This window comes from Bradyrhizobium sp. SZCCHNS3002 (assembly GCF_032377435.1).
Taxonomy (GTDB): Bacteria; Pseudomonadota; Alphaproteobacteria; order Rhizobiales; family Xanthobacteraceae; genus Bradyrhizobium.
Genome location: NZ_JAUHHY010000001.1, coordinates 128,441 through 144,913, shown reverse-complemented (window position 1 = coordinate 144,913; position 16,473 = coordinate 128,441). Strand labels below are relative to the sequence as shown.

Annotated in this window: 14 protein-coding genes; 9 read left to right on the top strand and 5 right to left on the bottom strand. The window is 66.4% G+C overall.

Features of this window, described 5'->3' with window-relative positions:
- Nucleotides 1–38: 38 nt before the first annotated feature.
- The 5 genes from QW845_RS00660 (at nucleotide 39) to QW845_RS00640 (ending at nucleotide 4,485) form a co-directional block, all read left to right on the top strand.
- Nucleotides 39–992: a LysR family transcriptional regulator gene (locus QW845_RS00660; RefSeq protein WP_315799751.1), complete on the top strand. Its 954-nt coding sequence runs from the start codon at nucleotides 39–41 to the stop codon at nucleotides 990–992.
- A 212-nt stretch (nucleotides 993–1,204) separates the two neighbouring features.
- Entirely contained in the window at nucleotides 1,205–2,416 is a 1,212-nt protein-coding gene (glp, locus tag QW845_RS00655; protein ID WP_315799750.1) for a gephyrin-like molybdotransferase Glp, read from the top strand.
- Between the two features lie 205 nt (nucleotides 2,417–2,621).
- The gene (gene lexA, locus QW845_RS00650) at nucleotides 2,622–3,320 is read left to right on the top strand and encodes a transcriptional repressor LexA (RefSeq protein WP_006611089.1); all 699 of its coding nucleotides are present in this window, start codon (nucleotides 2,622–2,624) and stop codon (nucleotides 3,318–3,320) included.
- Nucleotides 3,321–3,610: 290 nt separating this feature from the next.
- Nucleotides 3,611–4,051: a hypothetical protein gene (locus QW845_RS00645; RefSeq protein ID WP_315799749.1), complete on the top strand. Its 441-nt coding sequence runs from the start codon at nucleotides 3,611–3,613 to the stop codon at nucleotides 4,049–4,051.
- A gap of 233 nt (nucleotides 4,052–4,284) precedes the next feature.
- Nucleotides 4,285–4,485 (top strand): hypothetical protein, encoded by a 201-nt coding sequence (locus tag QW845_RS00640; protein ID WP_315799748.1) that lies wholly within the window; start codon nucleotides 4,285–4,287, stop codon nucleotides 4,483–4,485.
- On the opposite strand, the gene QW845_RS00635 is transcribed toward QW845_RS00640, so the two are convergent.
- On the bottom strand, nucleotides 4,440–6,743 hold the full coding sequence (locus QW845_RS00635) for a ComEC/Rec2 family competence protein (RefSeq protein ID WP_315799747.1): 2,304 nt from the start codon (nucleotides 6,741–6,743) through the stop codon (nucleotides 4,440–4,442). The two genes, QW845_RS00640 and QW845_RS00635, sit on opposite strands and share 46 nt — an antisense overlap.
- A 142-nt stretch (nucleotides 6,744–6,885) precedes the next feature.
- Here QW845_RS00635 and QW845_RS00630 point away from each other — a divergent pair, with 142 nt between their 5' ends.
- Nucleotides 6,886–7,098 (top strand): hypothetical protein, encoded by a 213-nt coding sequence (locus QW845_RS00630; protein ID WP_315799746.1) that lies wholly within the window; start codon nucleotides 6,886–6,888, stop codon nucleotides 7,096–7,098.
- A 30-nt stretch (nucleotides 7,099–7,128) separates the two neighbouring features.
- Here QW845_RS00630 and QW845_RS00625 read toward each other — a convergent pair whose 3' ends face one another.
- The gene (locus tag QW845_RS00625; RefSeq protein ID WP_315799745.1) at nucleotides 7,129–8,817 is read right to left on the bottom strand and encodes a glutamine--tRNA ligase/YqeY domain fusion protein; all 1,689 of its coding nucleotides are present in this window, start codon (nucleotides 8,815–8,817) and stop codon (nucleotides 7,129–7,131) included.
- Nucleotides 8,818–8,953: 136 nt separating this feature from the next.
- On the opposite strand from QW845_RS00625, the gene gltX reads away from it, so the two are divergent.
- The 3 genes from gltX (at nucleotide 8,954) to QW845_RS00610 (ending at nucleotide 13,023) form a co-directional block, all read left to right on the top strand.
- Nucleotides 8,954–10,378: a glutamate--tRNA ligase gene (gene gltX, locus QW845_RS00620; RefSeq protein WP_315799744.1), complete on the top strand. Its 1,425-nt coding sequence runs from the start codon at nucleotides 8,954–8,956 to the stop codon at nucleotides 10,376–10,378.
- Nucleotides 10,379–10,679: 301 nt separating this feature from the next.
- Nucleotides 10,680–11,984 carry a citrate synthase gene (gene gltA, locus QW845_RS00615; RefSeq protein WP_315799743.1) on the top strand — a complete coding sequence of 435 codons (1,305 nt, stop codon included), beginning with the start codon at nucleotides 10,680–10,682 and terminating at the stop codon, nucleotides 11,982–11,984.
- Nucleotides 11,985–12,345: 361 nt separating this feature from the next.
- Nucleotides 12,346–13,023 (top strand): phosphatase PAP2 family protein, encoded by a 678-nt coding sequence (locus tag QW845_RS00610; protein WP_315799742.1) that lies wholly within the window; start codon nucleotides 12,346–12,348, stop codon nucleotides 13,021–13,023.
- A gap of 572 nt (nucleotides 13,024–13,595) precedes the next feature.
- Here QW845_RS00610 and lpxB read toward each other — a convergent pair.
- From lpxB to lpxA, 3 genes are read right to left on the bottom strand one after another with little or no spacing between them, the layout of a single operon-like run.
- Entirely contained in the window at nucleotides 13,596–14,759 is a 1,164-nt protein-coding gene (gene lpxB / locus QW845_RS00605) for a lipid-A-disaccharide synthase (protein ID WP_315799741.1), read from the bottom strand.
- A gap of 26 nt (nucleotides 14,760–14,785) precedes the next feature.
- A complete protein-coding gene (locus QW845_RS00600; protein ID WP_315799740.1) occupies nucleotides 14,786–15,640 on the bottom strand; it encodes an LpxI family protein in 855 nt (284 codons plus the stop codon).
- 4 nt (nucleotides 15,641–15,644) lie between these two features.
- A complete protein-coding gene (gene lpxA / locus QW845_RS00595) occupies nucleotides 15,645–16,454 on the bottom strand; it encodes an acyl-ACP--UDP-N-acetylglucosamine O-acyltransferase (RefSeq protein WP_315799739.1) in 810 nt (269 codons plus the stop codon).
- Nucleotides 16,455–16,473 lie beyond the last annotated feature (19 nt).

The following is a 16,473-nucleotide window of genomic DNA, read 5'->3' as shown; positions in this document are numbered from 1 at the left end:
TACGATTAGGTCATGCATTCCTCAAATCGATCCAACTCATGCAGTCCATCGATCATTTCGATCTTCGCTCCTTCGACCTCAATCTGCTGGTCGCGTTCGACGCGCTGATGCAGGAGCGCAGCGTGACGCGCGCGGCGGCGCGCCTGAAGGTGGGGCAGCCGGCGATGAGCCATTCGCTGTCGACGCTTCGCGTGCTGCTGCAGGATGAGCTGTTCGTCCGCGTCGGCACGGTCATGCAGCCGACCCCCAAGGCTGCGGTGCTGGCCGGACCGGTTCGGGCGGCGCTGGCCCAGATGCAGGCTGCGTTGCACGCCGCACCGGAGTTCGACCCAGCGACCGAGCAGCGCACCATCCGCTTGGGATTCTCGAGCGAGGTCGAGCTGCTGCTGATCCCCGAACTCACGGCGGAGCTGCGTCGAACGGCGCCCGGCGTGCGGCTTCTCAGCCGTCCGACCGAACGCAACGAGGTGCATCGTCTGCTCGACGAGGGCGCCTTGGATGTCGGCGTCGGCTGCTTCGAGGCGGTGGCGCTGCGGCACCGATCCCAGTTCCTGTTCGAGCAGGCGCTGAGCTGCGTCTACAATCCAAAGCGCATCGCGATGAAAACACCGATCGGCCTGGATGCCTATCTGTCGCTTCCGCACGCACTGGTGACGCTGACCAACAGCCTGCAGGGCTGCCTGGAGGCGGCGCTGGATGAGATCGGCACCGAGCTCAACGTGGTCTCGGCCTCCTCGGATTTCCTCAGCGTGCTGGCGACGGTGGCCGCGTCACCGGTGATCACCACGATCCCGACCCGGATGGCAAGGCTCTACGGACCCCGGTTTGGGCTGGCGCTCTGTCCGGCGCCGTTGAAGTTGCGGCTGCCGGCGGTCTCGATGGTCTGGCCGCTGCAGCTCGATCGTGACGCGGCATCGGTCTGGCTGCGGAACATGGTGGCGGACATCCTGCACACCACCGAGCGCGCCGCCTGTCGCGCGGCTGCCGGATAGCTCCGTCTGGACTCCGTGTGCACGTGAGCAGATCGCGACTGCCCCCCCGGCATGATTGCAGAGTTTCTCGCGCGATCGTGAGGCGGCGGGCCACGCGACGCACCTTCAGACGATCGGAAAGCCGGGAGCGGCTTAGGCTCTTGGCCACCCCGTGCGCGTTCGGTTAGAAGGCGATTCAGTCGATCTGCCCGTCTTCGTCCGAAGGTAATCCCATGGCCCTGATGCCGGTCTCCGATGCGTTGTCCGCGGTGCTCGCCGGCACCGAGCCGCTGGCTGAGGAAATGGTCGGGCTGGACGAGGCCTATCACCGCATCCTGGCCCGCGACCTCGCGGCGCTGCGGACGCAGCCGCCCGAGGCGATGTCGGCGATGGATGGCTATGCGGTGCGCGCGGCCGACGCAGCCGAGGCCAAGGCGCGGCTGAAGGTGATCGGCGAGGTCGCGGCGGGACGGCCGTTCGATCGCGTGGTCGGGCCCGGCGAGGCGGCGCGGATCTTCACCGGCGGCGTTGTCCCCGCAGGCGCCGACGCGGTGGTGATCCAGGAGGACACGATCGCCGAGGACGGCCATGTCGTGATCACCGAGGCCGCGATCACAGGCCGGCACATCCGGCCGGCCGGCGTCGACTTCCACCAGGGCATGGTGCTGCTGAAGGCCGGGCGCCGGCTCAGCGACCGCGACCTGTCCCTGGCGGCCAGCATGAATCATCCGGCGCTGCCGGTGCGGCGGCGGCCGAAGGTGGCGCTGCTCGCCACCGGCGACGAGCTGGTGATGCCGGGCTCGACGCCCGGCCCGGGGCAGATCGTCTATTCCAACGGCTACGCGCTGCGGGCGCTGGTGCGCAGCGAGGGCGCGACGCCGATCGATCTCGGCATCGCCGCGGATACGATGGAGGCGACGGTCGCTGGAATCCGGCGCGCCCGCGCGGCCGAGGCCGACGTCCTGATCACGACCGGCGGCGCCTCGGTCGGCGATCACGACCTGGTCAAGCAGGCGCTGGAGGCCGAGGGCGTCGAAATGGCGTTCTGGAAGATCGCGATGCGGCCGGGCAAGCCGATGATGCACGGACGGCTCGGCGACATCAGGGTGATCGGACTGCCCGGCAATCCGGTGTCGTCCTATGTCTGCGCCATCCTGTTCATGGTGCCGCTGATTCGGCGCCTGCTCGGCCGCGACGAGGCCGTGATGCCGCGCGAGACCGCCCTGCTCGGCCGCGAGTTGGGGGCGAACGATTCGCGCGAGGACTATCTGCGGGCGCAGCTCAAGGAGCGCGCCGACGGCACCCTGGTCGCAACACCGGTGACGCAGCAGGATTCGTCGCTGCTCGGCAATCTCGCGCTGTCGCAGGCGCTGGTGATCCGGCCGGCGTTTGCGCCGAAGGCGCCTGCCGGCAGCCCGTGCGAGATCCTGCGCCTGCCGAACTGAGCCGCTTCCCCGGTAAAGCCCGGTCCGTTCATCATATTTTTAGGATTGCGGAACACACATCGAACATATAGTGTCCGTTCATGATTTGTTTTTAGTATGTTGCGGGCGACGCGATGACGGTCCGACTCCAGGGCGCTCTCAGCCGGCTTGTGCTCAAGGCGCAGCTCCTGGACTCGGACAACAACAAACCGGGGACCAGGTCGAAATGCTGACGCGCAAACAGTACGAACTTCTGCGGTTCATCAACGAGCGGCTCAAGGAAGCCGGCGTGCCGCCGTCCTTCGACGAGATGAAGGATGCGCTCGATCTGCGCTCGAAGTCCGGCATTCATCGCCTGATCACGGCGCTCGAGGAGCGCGGCTTCATCCGCCGGCTGCCGAATCGCGCCCGCGCGATCGAGGTGATCAAGCTGCCCGAGCTGTCGCAGGCCGCGGGCAACCGTCGCGGCTTCACGCCGTCGGTGATCGAAGGCAATCTCGGCAAGGTGCGCACCAGCACTCCCGCGCTGGACGATGGCGAGCGCCCTGTCGCGGTGCCGGTGATGGGCCGCATCGCCGCCGGTACCCCGATCGAGGCGCTGCAGACGCGCAGCCACACCATCAGCGTGCCTGCCGACATGCTCGGCAACGGCGATCACTATGCGCTCGAGGTGCGCGGCGACTCGATGGTCGATGCCGGCATCCTCGACGGTGACATGGCGCTGATCCAGCGCAACGAGACCGCCGACACCGGCGACATCGTGGTGGCGCTGATCGACGATGAGGAAGCGACCTTGAAGCGCTTCCGCCGCCGCGGCGCATCGATCGCGCTCGAGCCGGCCAACACCGCCTACGAGGTGCGCATCCTGCCGCCGAACCGGGTGAAGATCCAAGGCAAGCTGGTCGGGCTGTACCGCAAGTACTGATCGCGAATGGGATCGGTCGATCGGCGGCGGGCGCACGCGCTGTCGCCGCCGAGCGAGAAGCCAGCCAAGCTGGAATCAGCCAGCAAAATACGCCACACGCGAATGCACTTCATGATGTGCAGCGCGGCATGCTCAAACGCTTGTGATCGGCCGCGGGCACACGCGATGCAGATCAGCGCAGAATTGCCGCGAAGCGCGCGCTAACATCACCATCGATGTCCACTCTGATAGAGGCCTGCGCCTGTCCGGGGGGAGCGTGGGTCGGCTATCTCTCAACGAGGAGCGATCCGATGTGTGACTACAGCCTCCATGCGGTTGCGTCCCGTCCCGCCAAGGTCGGCGAGACGTTGATCTCGATGACCTTCCGTGGCACCGCCACCCGCGGCTTCGCGCTGGAGAGCGAGCCGACCGTCGCAGTCTGCATGCTGCCCGGCACCGAGTTGGCCTTTGCCGAGGACGTCCGCTACGACAGCCGCTGGCTCTGGACCCGGACGATCCGCGAGCGCGTCGCGAAGTTCAACAGCATCGAGACGCACATTCCCGATCGCCATCACGACGCGATCGAGTTCGCCGACGGCCGCCACGTGCTGGTGACCCAGCTCTGCGAGGGCCAGCGCGTCACGGTGCTGCAATTGCCGGTCAGCAAGCAGCCGGCAGAGCGCCGCCCGGACATCGCCGAGGACGTGCCGACGTCGCAGGCCACACCGATTCGCCGCATCAGCATCACCTAAGGGTCTGCGCGTCGGCATTTCTGTCGGTCGTGAGCGCGCTTTCGACGGCGGGAGACTTGGTAGACTTGGGTTCTGCAAGCGCAAAGTCCTCTCGGGCGAATCTCACGCCCCGGCATCGCATCGGATAGGAACGACATCCCTCGGCCGGCATTGTGTGCCCGGGGGAGCTTGCCGCCGTGGTCAACAAGATCGATTAGAACAAGGCCGGACGGATCACCGAGCCCGGCCGCGACATGCTTGCGTTCGGATGGCTGACGGTCACGGCTGATGACGTCGCCATCTGGCAACGCTATCCGGGCGCTGCGTTCACGCTGGTCGAAGGGCCCTCGCTGTTCGATGGACCAGACGACACCGAGTATCATCTCGGCACGTTCGAGCTGCCCGGCGCTCAATCCTGCTCGCCCTGCTCCGTCTCCGGCGGCGTCGCGTCCTGAAGCCGCGCGGCCGGCGCACGCGGCGTCAGCGTCGTGTCGAACTCGCCGGCCTCGGCGGGCGCCGGCCACCATGGGCGGTCGGTGCCGCCGGCACGCGCCGGCGTCACGGCGAAGCCTATGCCCTGCTGCACCAGCAACAAGGCGCCCTGCTGCCGCAGCCGCTCGCGATCGATCACGGCCGCCGCGCAGGATGACGGCGCGGCGCGCGTGGTGACGATCAGCGCGACACGGGCGCAATCGTCGGCGAGCGCCTCAGCGCGCAAGGTCATGGCGGCGAAGCGGCCGTCGGCCATCGCGACCACGCAGCCCGCCTCGTCGCAGGAGACGCCATCGGCGAGCGAGGCGTCCGCCGGCAGCCGGGCATCGGCGTCGGCCGCGAGCCACTCCTTGGTGGCGAACACATCCTTGCCGGCGCGCATCACATGCAGGCGTCCGTCACGGCCGCGCACCGCCACCGCGCGCCCATCGCCGGCGACCAGGACGTCGGGCAGCGGCGTCGCGGCCGCCCAGGCGGTGGCGGCCAAAAGCCCCATGGCGCCCAACCAGCGCAGCGGTGTGCGCAGCAGGCCGATCAGGATGACGCCCAGGCTGGCCAAGATCAGCGGGCCGATGCCGAAGGCCGGGATGCGGCCGACCGCGCCCGGCAGCGCCGCCACCCAGCGCGTCACCGCGATCATCCAGTCGATGCCGAGGCCCATCAGCGACCACCAGACGCCATCCAGGCCGAACGGCGCCGCCAGCAAGCCCATCAGGCCGGCCGGCATCACCAGCGCCGAGACCACCGGCATCGCCGCGAGATTGGCGAGCACGCCATAGGGCGTCACGCGATGGAAATGGAAGGCGGCATAGGGCGTGGTCGCGAGCCCGGCGACCAGCGAGGCCAGCAGCAGCATCGCGAGCTCGCGCCCGCCCCACAGCGCGACGCGCTGCGTCGTGGAGCTGTCCGGCGTCGCGAACAGCCTGGGCAGGCCGAACTGCACCAGCGCGACCAGGCCGAGCGTTGCCGCGAACGACATCTGGAAGCTCGGATGCACCAGCGCCTCGGGGGCTGCGATCAGCACGATCATCGCCGCGACCGCGAGCGTGCGGAAAGTGACGGCGCGGCGGTCGACCATGACCGCGATCAGCACCACGGCCGTCATGAAGAACGATCTCTGGGTCGCGACCTCCGCGCCTGAGAGCAACAGATAGAACGCCGCCGCGACCAGCGCCGCGGCCGCCGCCCATTTCTTGATCGGGTGGCTGACGGTAAGGCCTGGGATCAGCGCCAGCAGCGCGCGCACGGCGAAGAACACGACGCCGGCCACGACCGCCATGTGATAGCCTGAGATCGACAGCACATGGCCGAGACCGGAGACGAACATCGCGTCGTTGACATCGGGCGTGATGGCGTCGCGCCGGCCTGTCAGCAGCGCGGTGGCAATCGCCCGCTCGTCGCCCGACAGGCGGGCGCGGATGCGTGCGTCGATCGCGTCGCGCAGGCCCTGCATGGCCGCCGCATAGCCCAGGCCGAAGCCGACGGCCTGGGGCGGCGGCGCCGTCGTGATCGCGCCCATCACGAAGCCGGAGGCTCCGATGCCCTGGAAGAACATGTCGCGCGCGAAATCGTAGGAGCCCGGCCGCACCGGGGCCATCGGCGGCAGCAGCCGCGCCTTGAGCTGCACGAAGCTGCCGACCTCGGGCGCCGCGCCCTTGCGCACCGCGAGCCGCACGCGCGCCAGCGTGATCGCGTTGCGCGGGCTCTCCATCGCGGTGACGCGCAGCACGATGCGGTCGCTGCGCTCGCGGATGTCGCGCGCCTCGACGAAGCCGGACAGCGCCACCGAATACAGCGGCCGCGCCAGCACCGGATGCGCCACCCGCGCGGTCTTGATGGTCGCGGTGGCAAAGCCGCACGCCGCCGCCGCGATCATCACGGCAGCCGGAAACAGCCGATGCCGCCGCATCATGATGGCGACGAGGCAGAGCAGCGCCGCCGTGATGGCGGCGATCCAGAGCACAGGCTCGTGATCGGCGGTGAAATACAGCGCGATGCCGGCCCCGAATGCCACCGGCACCCAGGGCAGCAGCCGCCCCGCGCCGGCCTCCTCGGCCGCCCAGATCTTGAGGCGCGCGGCGAACGCCGATGACGCGCCGGGCCGGATCGCGGGCCAGCCGCCGGCCAGCGCGCCCCGCGGCGGCCAGACGTCGGCCATCACGCCCGCGATCCCGCGCCGCCCTCCTGGACGTCCTGCTGGCGGCCTGACCGGCTCCGCCATTGCCAACACCACCCGTGACCCGACCGGGCGGGAAGGCTATCGGAAGCTGCGCGAGGCCGCCTAGCAGAACGGAACGGGAATCCTGGCTTTCTGCACGCGCACTTGGCTTGGAACTTTTCGCGTCGCACGCGCTTATCGGGGTATGGACGCTAAAGGTATTGACGACCCCTTCGCCGATCTCGCGCTCGAGAGGGCGATCCACCTCCGCTGGACTCTCCGGGACATCAAGGCCCACCGGCTCACGCTGTCCCCAGTCGCCGAGGAAGACCTCTCGCTCCTCGCCGAGCGCGGGCTCGTCGAGCTCACCGACGGTGTGCCGACCCTGACGAACGCCGGCCAGGACGCGATCAGCTGAGCTGCAAGCGTCCCGCGGCTTCCGCTCGCCTCAGCCCTTGGCGACCTCCTTCGCAAACGTGTCGCGCAGGCCGATGGTACGATTGAACACGAGCTTGTCGGGCGTCGAGTCCGGATCGCGCACAAAGTAGCCCTGGCGCTCGAACTGCATCGGCGCGTCCGAATTGCTCGCGGCGATCGCCGGCTCGATGCGGGCGTCGGTCAGCACTTCCAACGAGTTGGGATTGAGGTCGGCCGTAAAGTCGGCCGCGTTCGGGCTCGGACTGGCGAACAGCTGATTGTAGATGCGGATCTCGGCTTTCAGCGACTGCGCCGCCGGCAGCCAGTGCATCGTCGCCTTGACCTTGCGTCCGTCCGGCGCGTTGCCGCCCTTGGTCGCCGGATCATAGGTACAGCGCAGCTCGACGATCTCGCCGGCATCGTTCTTGATCACGTCGCGGCACTTGATGAAATAGGCGTAGCGCAGCCGCACCTCGTTGCCGGGCGACAGGCGGAAGAACTTCTTGGGCGGGTTCTCCATGAAGTCGTCCTGCTCGATATAGAGCTCGCGGCCGAAGGCGATCTTGCGCGTGCCGGCGGAAGCGTCGTCGGGGTGGTTGATCGCCTCGAGCTCCTCGACCTGGCCTTCCGGGTAGTTCTCGATCACCACCTTCAAGGGCCGCAGCACCGCCATCCGGCGCTGCGCCGTGCGATTGAGCTCCTCGCGAATGCAGAATTCGAGCATGCCGACATCGACGATGCTGTTGGCCTTGGCGATGCCGATGCGCTTGATGAACTCGCGCACCGCCGCCGGCGGCACGCCGCGGCGCTTCAGCCCGGCGATGGTCGGCATGCGCGGATCGTTCCAACCGGAGACGTGGCCGTCCTGCACCAGCCGCGTCAGCACGCGCTTGGACAAGAGGGTGTAGGTCAGATTGAGGCGCGCGAATTCGTACTGGTGCGGATGCGACGGCACCGGCAGCTTGTCCAAGAACCAGTCGTAGAGCGGCCGATGGTCCTCGAACTCAAGCGTGCAGATCGAGTGCGTCACGCCCTCGATCGCGTCCGACTGGCCGTGGGCGTAGTCGTAGCTCGGATAGATCTTCCAGGTGTCGCCGGTGCGCGGGTGATGGGCGTGCAGGATCCGGTACAGCACGGGGTCGCGCAGGTTGATGTTGCCGGCGGCCATGTCGATCTTGGCGCGCAGCACGCGCGCGCCGTTGGGAAATTCGCCGGCCTTCATGCGCCGGAACAGGTCGAGATTCTCCTCGACCGAGCGGTCGCGGAACGGGCTGTTCCTGCCGGGCTCGGTCAGCGTGCCGCGCGCCAGCCGGATCTCCTCCTGCGTCTGGTCGTCGACATAGGCCAAGCCGGCCTTGATCAGGCCCTCAGCCCAGTCGTAGAGCCGCTCGAAATAATCCGAGGCGAAGAACAGGTTGTCGCCCCAGTCATAGCCGAGCCAGCGCACGTCAGCCTGGATGGAGTCGATATATTCCTGCTCTTCCTTGGTCGGATTGGTGTCGTCGAAGCGCAGATTGCAGCGGCCGCCGAACTCCTGGGCAATGCCGAAGTTGAGACCGATCGACTTGGCATGGCCGATATGCAGATAGCCGTTCGGCTCCGGAGGGAACCGGGTGACGACCGTCTTGTGCCTGCCGCTGTCGAGATCGGCCTGGACGATGTCGCGGATGAAGTCGCGCCCTGCCTCTGCCGTCGCCGCCGTGTCTGTCGTCGTGGTCATCAAGAATATCCTGCTCCGGAATTTGGCAGCCTATGTGCCAAATCCGCCTCCCCCAAGGAAGGCTTTAGTTATGCGATAGGCCTGCTATACACCCCCCGCCCTTCATAGCCCCTGCCTGGATTTCGTGCTGCCGCCCATGACCTCCCCGATCGTCACGCGCTTTGCCCCCTCCCCGACCGGCTTTCTCCACATCGGAGGTGCCCGGACGGCCCTGTTCAACTGGCTGTATGCGCGGGGCCGCGGCGGCAAGATGCTGCTCAGGATCGAGGACACCGACCGCGAGCGCTCGACCGATGCGGCCATCGCTGCCATCCTGGATGGCCTGAAATGGCTCGAGCTCGATTGGGACGGCGAGGTCATCTACCAATATAGCCGCGCCGCGCGCCATCGCGAGGTCGCCGAGCAGCTGCTCGCCAGCGGCATGGCGTATCGCTGCTATGCCACCGCCGAGGAGCTGACGGCGATGCGCGAGAAGGCGCGCGCGGAAGGCCGCACCCGGCTCTACGACGGGATGTGGCGCGACCGCGATCCGAAGGAGGCGCCCGAGGGCGTCAAGCCGACCATCCGGCTGCGCGCGCCGCTGACCGGCGAGACCGTGATCGAGGACCAGGTCCAGGGCCGCGTGGTCTGGCAGAACGAGAACCTCGACGACCTCGTGCTGCTGCGAGGCGATGGCAATCCGACCTACATGCTGGCGGTCGTCGTCGACGACCACGACATGGGCGTCACCCACGTCATCCGCGGCGACGACCATCTGATCAACGCCGCGCGCCAGAAGCAGATCTACGACGCGCTCGGCTGGACGGTGCCGTCGATGTCGCACATCCCGCTGATTCACGGGCCCGACGGCTCGAAGCTGTCGAAGCGCCATGGTGCGCTCGGCGTCGACGCCTACCGTGCGATGGGATATCTGCCGTCGGCGCTGCGCAATTACCTGGTGCGGCTCGGCTGGAGCCATGGCGACCAGGAGATCTTCTCCACCGAGGAGATGATTGGGGCGTTCGACCTGCCGGCGATCGGCCGCTCGGCGGCGCGGTTCGACTTCGCCAAGCTCGAAAATCTCAACGGCCACTACATCCGCCACAGCGACGATGCGGCGCTGGTGCGGCAGTTCGAGGACGTGCTGAATTACGTGCCGAACGGCGCGGCTCTCAAGGCCAAGCTCAACGACGCCACGCGCGCGCAGCTCACTTTGGCGATGCCGAGCCTGAAGGAACGCGCCAAGACGCTCTTGGAGCTGATCGACGGCGCCGCCTTCATCTTTGCCGACCGGCCGCTTCCGATCGACGCCAAGGCCGCCGCCCTGCTGACGCCGGACAGCCGCGCCCTGATCGGCCGGCTGCATGACGCGCTGGCCGCCGTCGAGTCCTGGAGCGGGCCGGCCACGGAAGCCGCGCTGCGTGCGTTTGCCGAAGCCAACAATCTCAAGCTGGGCGCGGTGGCGCAGCCGCTGCGCGCGGCGCTTACCGGCCGAACCACCTCACCCGGTATTTTCGACGTTCTGGCGATCCTGGGGCGTGATGAATCCTTGGGCCGCCTGGAGGACCAGACCACCTCATAAGGTCTCATGGACCTCCATCTTGCAGCGCACAGGGCAATACGATACGCATTTGCGCGGCACCCACTGGTTTTCCCGGCTCGGACATTCTTCACACGTTGCGGCGGGCTCGTTGAGCGATGTTTGGGCCGAAGGACACTAGTAAGCATAAGATTCCAGTACGGTTTCGGATTTGACCTTCTTAAGCTGTTGGCAGCGACAGTGACGCGAATGTCAAAGCCGCCGCACTAGATAAAGTCCACCCGCCCTGCCATCTCTCACAAAGAACAAGGGCCAAGCCTAACGATCTCATCGGGGACAAACGATGGACGCAAAATCCGCAAGCAAGACCGCGACGCTCACCGTCGGCAACAAGAATTTCGATCTTCCGATCCTGAGCGGCACCGTGGGTCCCGACGTCATCGACATCGGCAAGCTCTACGCCCAGACCGGGATGTTCACCTATGACCCCGGCTTCACCTCGACCGGCAGCTGCCAGTCCAAGATCACCTATATCGACGGCGACGCCGGCGTCCTCGAATACCGCGGATATCCGATCGAGCAGCTCGCCGAGAAGGGCGACTTCCTGGAGACCTGCTATCTGCTGCTGTACGGGGAGCTCCCCACCAAGGCCCAGAAGCAGGATTTCGACTATCGCGTGACCCACCACACGATGGTGCACGAGCAGATGTCGCGCTTCTTCCACGGCTTCCGCCGCGACGCGCATCCGATGGCGGTCATGGTCGCTTCGGTCGGCGCGCTCGCCGCGTTCTACCACGACTCCACCGACATCAACGATCCGAAGCAGCGCATGATCGCGTCGATGCGGATGATCGCGAAGATCCCGACGCTGGCGGCGATGGCCTACAAATACACCATCGGCCAGCCCTTCGTTTATCCGAAGAACTCGCTGTCCTTCGCCGAGAACTTCCTGAACATGTGCTTCGCCGTGCCGTGCGAGGAGTACAAGCCGAACCCGGTGCTCGCCGACGCGCTCGACAAGATCTTCATCCTGCACGCCGATCACGAGCAGAACGCCTCGACCTCCACGGTGCGCATCGCCGGCTCGTCGGGCGCCAACCCGTTCGCCTGCATCGCCGCCGGCATCGCCTGCCTGTGGGGCCCGGCGCATGGCGGCGCCAACGAGGCTGCGCTGAACATGCTGGCCGAGATCGGCACCGTCGACAAGATTCCGGAATTCATCGCCAAGGTGAAGGACAAGAACAGCGACGTGCGCCTGATGGGCTTCGGCCATCGCGTCTACAAGAACTACGATCCGCGCGCCAAGATCATGCAGAAGATGTGTCACGCGGTGCTCAAGGAGACGGGCCACGCCGACGATCAGATGCTCAAGGTCGCGCTAGAGCTGGAGAAGATCGCGCTCAGCGATCAGTACTTCATCGACCGCAAGCTCTACCCGAACGTCGATTTCTACTCGGGCATCACGCTGAAGGCGATGGGCTTCCCGGTCTCCATGTTCACGGTGCTGTTCGCGGTCGCCCGCACCGTCGGCTGGATCAGCCAGTGGAGCGAGATGATCGAGGATCCGCAACAGAAGATCGGCCGTCCGCGCCAGCTCTACACCGGCGTGACCACGCGCAGCTACGTCGAGATGGACAAGCGCGGCTGATCGCGCCCGCCGCGAGACATCAAATCACCAAAGGCCCGTCCAGCACGCTGGATGGGCCTTTTTCGTTACGGCTGGATGCTCTTGCGCCGAAGCTTGGGATGCGTCGCAAAGATCGGCAACGCGGCAGTCCCAACCGTCGATCGGCGAACCGATCAGCAAGACGGGGGGACGGCGCCACGGCGTAGCCTCTCGACGAGGACCGTCTCGGGCTGATGCCGGAGACATGATCATGTGGGGACCGGGCATACGACGACACCGCGGGCGGCAGGGTTAACCAAAATCGCATGTTCTGCTTGCTGCCGATTGACGCAGTCTGCGAGGGATGGCTGTCCCGCAGTTATATTTAGACTTGGCTAAGGAGATGACTGGCAATTTGGATCAGGACCTGTTGCTTGGAATAAACGCGCTCGCCGGAACGCATGCCGGTCTCTATGAGCTTGCGACCAATTCCCTGTTCAGAGGAATTCCGATATTCGGCTCGCTTGTCGCGCTGTGGTTCGTGGACGATTGTGCAAAGCGCCGGAGTCGTATGCTGGCAGGACTGTTCGGAGTCTGCTTGGCGACGATGCTGTCTGTCTGGCTCCAGTTTCACGTCTTTGTCCACACGCGTCCTCTCCTGGACCCAGCGCTTCATGTGAACTCCGTCGCCGTACCCTGGAGCTGGGACCGCCAGAGTTCGTTTCCCAGCGACACCGCGACGTTGTTCTTCGGCCTCGCGACGGTGGTGTTCATCGAGAACAGATGGGCTGGATGGCTTTGCTTTCTTTGGGCGACCGTCGTCGTTGCGCTATCCAGGGTCGCCTTTGCGTTTCACTATCCAAGCGACGTGATCGGCTCGCTGGTCCTTGGCGTAGCATTCGTCATGCTTTTCGGCAGGCCTTCATATCCGCGCGTCGTCATCGAACGTATGCTCGTTACGCTCGGCAACCGCATGTATCTGGTGCATGCATTCCTTTTCGTCTTTTTGGCCGAAGCCTCAAATTTGTTTCTGAGCTTGGAACAGCTCGGAAAAGATCTCGTGCGAATGGTGCACTCGTAGAGCTTCGAGCCGCGGAACAAATGCCAGCAGCCGATTGAGCTGCGACAGCCCGTTGAAAGTGTCCAAGGCAACGGACGCGCTCACACGAGCGACCAGCTTTCTTGTGGAGCAGTTCAAGTGAGCGGCTCTGCGAGCCGCCATAGGTGGGCAAAGCGGTCGCCGCAAGGCGGCAGCAGGCCCACCGTCGCGCGGCGCGGTCTGTCGGGGAGTCCGCTGGACGCATCGCCTATCCGTCGGCGGCACGCCAATCGTCGGTCGCCAACCTTGTGGACGTCGGGCTGCGTCGCTCTAATCCCGCGGCCTAACGCGGCATACCTCGCACGGCTGCGTCGAAGGCGACACGGATGTCAGTTTGGCTGAAATTCCGGTCCCATAGCTCTGTCATCAAGGTGCCGATGATCTCGTTCAGCGGCCCAGGCAAACTGTGAGGGTTTCGCGCAGACCATTCCGCGCATCGCAATGCGAACGTGTACGCGGCATCGGCGCATTGTCCCTCCCAGGGGAGATCGTCTTGGTCGACCATCGTTTTACACCTCTCGCGGCGCTTAGACTGTAGCTCGGACTCGACCTGATTAGTTCCCTGCCCGTCCCCCGCGCATCGTCTCCAGCACGATGTCGGCGGCGCGCATGCTCGGTGACGATGCGCCGGTCGACATGATGGCGTCGAGGCGATTGAACGCCTCGACCTGACGCGCGCGGATCGGGCCGTTGCTCAGCAGATCCGCCAGCACGGGCGCGAGATTGTCGGCGGTGCAGGCTTCCTGCAGGAATTCCGGGATGACGTTGTCGCCGATCACGAGATTGGCGAGGATGACGGATTGGACCTTGATGAGACGTCGCAAGATGAAGGCTTCGACCTCGCCGACGCGATAGGCCGTGACCATCGGCACGCCGGAAATCGCGAGCTCCAGCGTGACCGTGCCGGATTTGGCGAGCGCCGCATGGGCGCTCCTGAAAGCGGCCCGCTTCTCGGCCTCGGCGGTGACGATCTGCGGCACGACCTCCCAGTTCGCTACCCCTGCCCTCACCGCCGCTTCGAGATGCGGCGTGGTGGGCACCACGGCCTCGAACGCGACGTCCTGCGCCCGCAGCCGCGCCAGCGTCTCACCGAAGACGGCGATGTGACGCGCGACCTCGCTGCGCCGGCTTCCCGGCAGCACGAGAAGAATCGGGGGTTTGGCGTCACGGCGCTGCTGCTCGGCCGCATTCGGCCGGAGCGTTGCAAGCTGCTCGATCAGGGGATGGCCGACATAGGTGCAGGGCGGGCCGCCGAGTCTGCGGAACGCCTCCGGCTCGAACGGCAACAGACCCAGCACGTGATCGACATAGCCGCGCATCGCCCTGGCACGGCCGGGACGCCAGGCCCACACGGTCGGCGCCACGTAGTTCACGATCGGAATCGCGGCATCGCGGGCATGAACCTTCTTCGCCACCCGCTGGGTGAAATCCGGGCTGTCGATGATGACGAGCACGTCGGGCTGAGCTGCAACGATCGCGTCCACCGTGCCGCGGATCAGGCGCAGGATCTTCGGCAGCTGCTTCAGCACCGCCGCGAAACCGACGATCGAGAGCTCCTCGATCGGAAACAGCGAGGCGAGCCCCTCGCGTGTCATGCCGCGACCGCCGACGCCGGAGAACTCGACGCCGTCGCCGAGCCGCTGGCGCAGCACCTTCATCAGGCTGGCGCCGAGGCGATCACCGGACTCTTCGGTCGCGACCAGGCAGATCCTGCGCATCGCCGGGCCTGCCGGAGGCCGGAACGTCACGCCGTGACACCCGTGATGAACACGCCTGCCCGGTCGGCGGCAGCCACCGTCTCCTGGGGATCGGCGAGCAGGGTATAGGCGGCAGCCACGGCGACTCCGGCGAGACCCGCGGCTGAAAGCCCCTCGACGGTGCGCGGCCCGATGGTCGGCAGGTCGTAGCGGAGATCCTGGCCGGCCTTGGGCGCCTTCACCAGCACGCCGCGCCCGGCGGCAGCACGAATGCGGCGATCGGCACGCAGCCGCGCCACGCGGGCCAGCAGCCCGTCGGTGCCCTCGATATCCTCGAGCGCAACGACGTGGCCGTCGATCACGACCACCGCCTGCCCGACATCGAACGGCGCCATGGCGCGGAGCACGGACATTCCTTTGGCGATGTCGCCGGTCACGAGATCGTTGGGCCGGCTTCGCGTGAGATGCCCCTCGGGAACAAGCAGATTGGGGGCGACGTCCTTGACGCCGATCATGTGGAAGCCGTGGCGCTCGAAGATGCGGCCGACGCCGGACAGCAGATGATCGTCGCCGCCGCGAAAGGCGGACCAGATGTAGGGCAGCTCGCGCAGCGTGCCCCAGTCGAACCGGATCTCCGACACGGCCGGCCGAACGAGATTGCCGATGAACATGAGATCGCGAACGCCCTCGGCCTTCAGCAGCTTCAGGGCATTGCCGAGCTGGCCGAGGCCGATCCAATGATGACGAAAGCGCGCCAGCGGCTTTGGATCGCAGATGCCCTTCAGGGCGAACAGCACCGGCGTCTGGCCGCGCGCGACGATGGCGTCGGCGACCGCGAAAGGCAGCACCCCGCCCGCGGCGATCATGCCGATCGGCGGAGAGGTGTCGGCGGCGGGCGCCATGGCGCTACGGCTCGATGGCCGGCCTGCCGATCTCGGGCAGGCACAAGGCGCGATGTCGGCCGCCATCGATGAAGGCGAGAATCTCGGCAATCGCGGGATCCTCGCCAGCGAGCGGCCGCACCGCCGCGAGGCGATCGGCGAACACGCCCGGACCGTGGAACAGTTTCTGATAGAACGCCCGCACCGTGGCGAGGCGCTCACGGGTGAACTTGCGGCGCTTCATGCCAATGACGTTGAGACCTTCGAGCGCGGCATACTGGCCGTTGGCGAGGCCATACGGAATGATATCGCCGCGTACGCCGCAGACGCCGCCGACCATCACGCCGTGGCCGATGCGGGTGAACTGATGCACCGCGGACAGGCCGCCGATGTAGACGGCATCACCGACCTCGACATGGCCGCCAAGTGTGGCCGAGGTTGCGAAGATGACGTTGTCGCCGACCACGCAATCGTGGGCGACATGGGCGTTGTTCATGAAGAAGCCGGCATTGCCGACCTTGGTGAGACCGCCGCCCTTGGTGGTGCCGATGTTCATCGTCACGCCTTCGCGGAAGGTGCAGCCGGAGCCGATCTCGAGCCGATGCGGCTCGCCGCGATAGCTGAGATCCTGCGGCGCGCCGCCGAGCACGACGAAGGGCGAGATCACGTTGTCATCGCCGAGCGTGGTGTGGCCCATGATCTGGACGTGGCTGATCAGCTTGCAGTTGGCCCCGATCACGACGTTGGGGCCGACGATGCAGTAAGGACCGATCACGGTCCCCTCACCGATGACGGCGCCATCCTCGACGCGTGCGGTGGGATCAATCTTGCTCATTTCGACGCAATCAACTTTC

Excerpts from the sequence above, each read along its gene's own strand:
- QW845_RS00660 (WP_315799751.1), top strand. The coding sequence starts at position 39 with ATGCAGTCCATCGATCATTTCGATCTTCGCTCCTTCGACCTCAATCTG.
- glp (WP_315799750.1), top strand. The coding sequence starts at position 1,205 with ATGGCCCTGATGCCGGTCTCCGATGCGTTGTCCGCGGTGCTCGCCGGC.
- lexA (WP_006611089.1), top strand. The coding sequence starts at position 2,622 with ATGCTGACGCGCAAACAGTACGAACTTCTGCGGTTCATCAACGAGCGG.
- QW845_RS00645 (WP_315799749.1), top strand. The coding sequence starts at position 3,611 with ATGTGTGACTACAGCCTCCATGCGGTTGCGTCCCGTCCCGCCAAGGTC.
- QW845_RS00640 (WP_315799748.1), top strand. The coding sequence starts at position 4,285 with ATGCTTGCGTTCGGATGGCTGACGGTCACGGCTGATGACGTCGCCATC.
- QW845_RS00635 (WP_315799747.1), bottom strand. The coding sequence starts at position 6,743 with ATGGCGGAGCCGGTCAGGCCGCCAGCAGGACGTCCAGGAGGGCGGCGC.
- QW845_RS00630 (WP_315799746.1), top strand. The coding sequence starts at position 6,886 with ATGGACGCTAAAGGTATTGACGACCCCTTCGCCGATCTCGCGCTCGAG.
- QW845_RS00625 (WP_315799745.1), bottom strand. The coding sequence starts at position 8,817 with ATGACCACGACGACAGACACGGCGGCGACGGCAGAGGCAGGGCGCGAC.
- gltX (WP_315799744.1), top strand. The coding sequence starts at position 8,954 with ATGACCTCCCCGATCGTCACGCGCTTTGCCCCCTCCCCGACCGGCTTT.
- gltA (WP_315799743.1), top strand. The coding sequence starts at position 10,680 with ATGGACGCAAAATCCGCAAGCAAGACCGCGACGCTCACCGTCGGCAAC.
- QW845_RS00610 (WP_315799742.1), top strand. The coding sequence starts at position 12,346 with ATGACTGGCAATTTGGATCAGGACCTGTTGCTTGGAATAAACGCGCTC.
- lpxB (WP_315799741.1), bottom strand. The coding sequence starts at position 14,759 with ATGCGCAGGATCTGCCTGGTCGCGACCGAAGAGTCCGGTGATCGCCTC.
- QW845_RS00600 (WP_315799740.1), bottom strand. The coding sequence starts at position 15,640 with ATGGCGCCCGCCGCCGACACCTCTCCGCCGATCGGCATGATCGCCGCG.
- lpxA (WP_315799739.1), bottom strand. The coding sequence starts at position 16,454 with ATGAGCAAGATTGATCCCACCGCACGCGTCGAGGATGGCGCCGTCATC.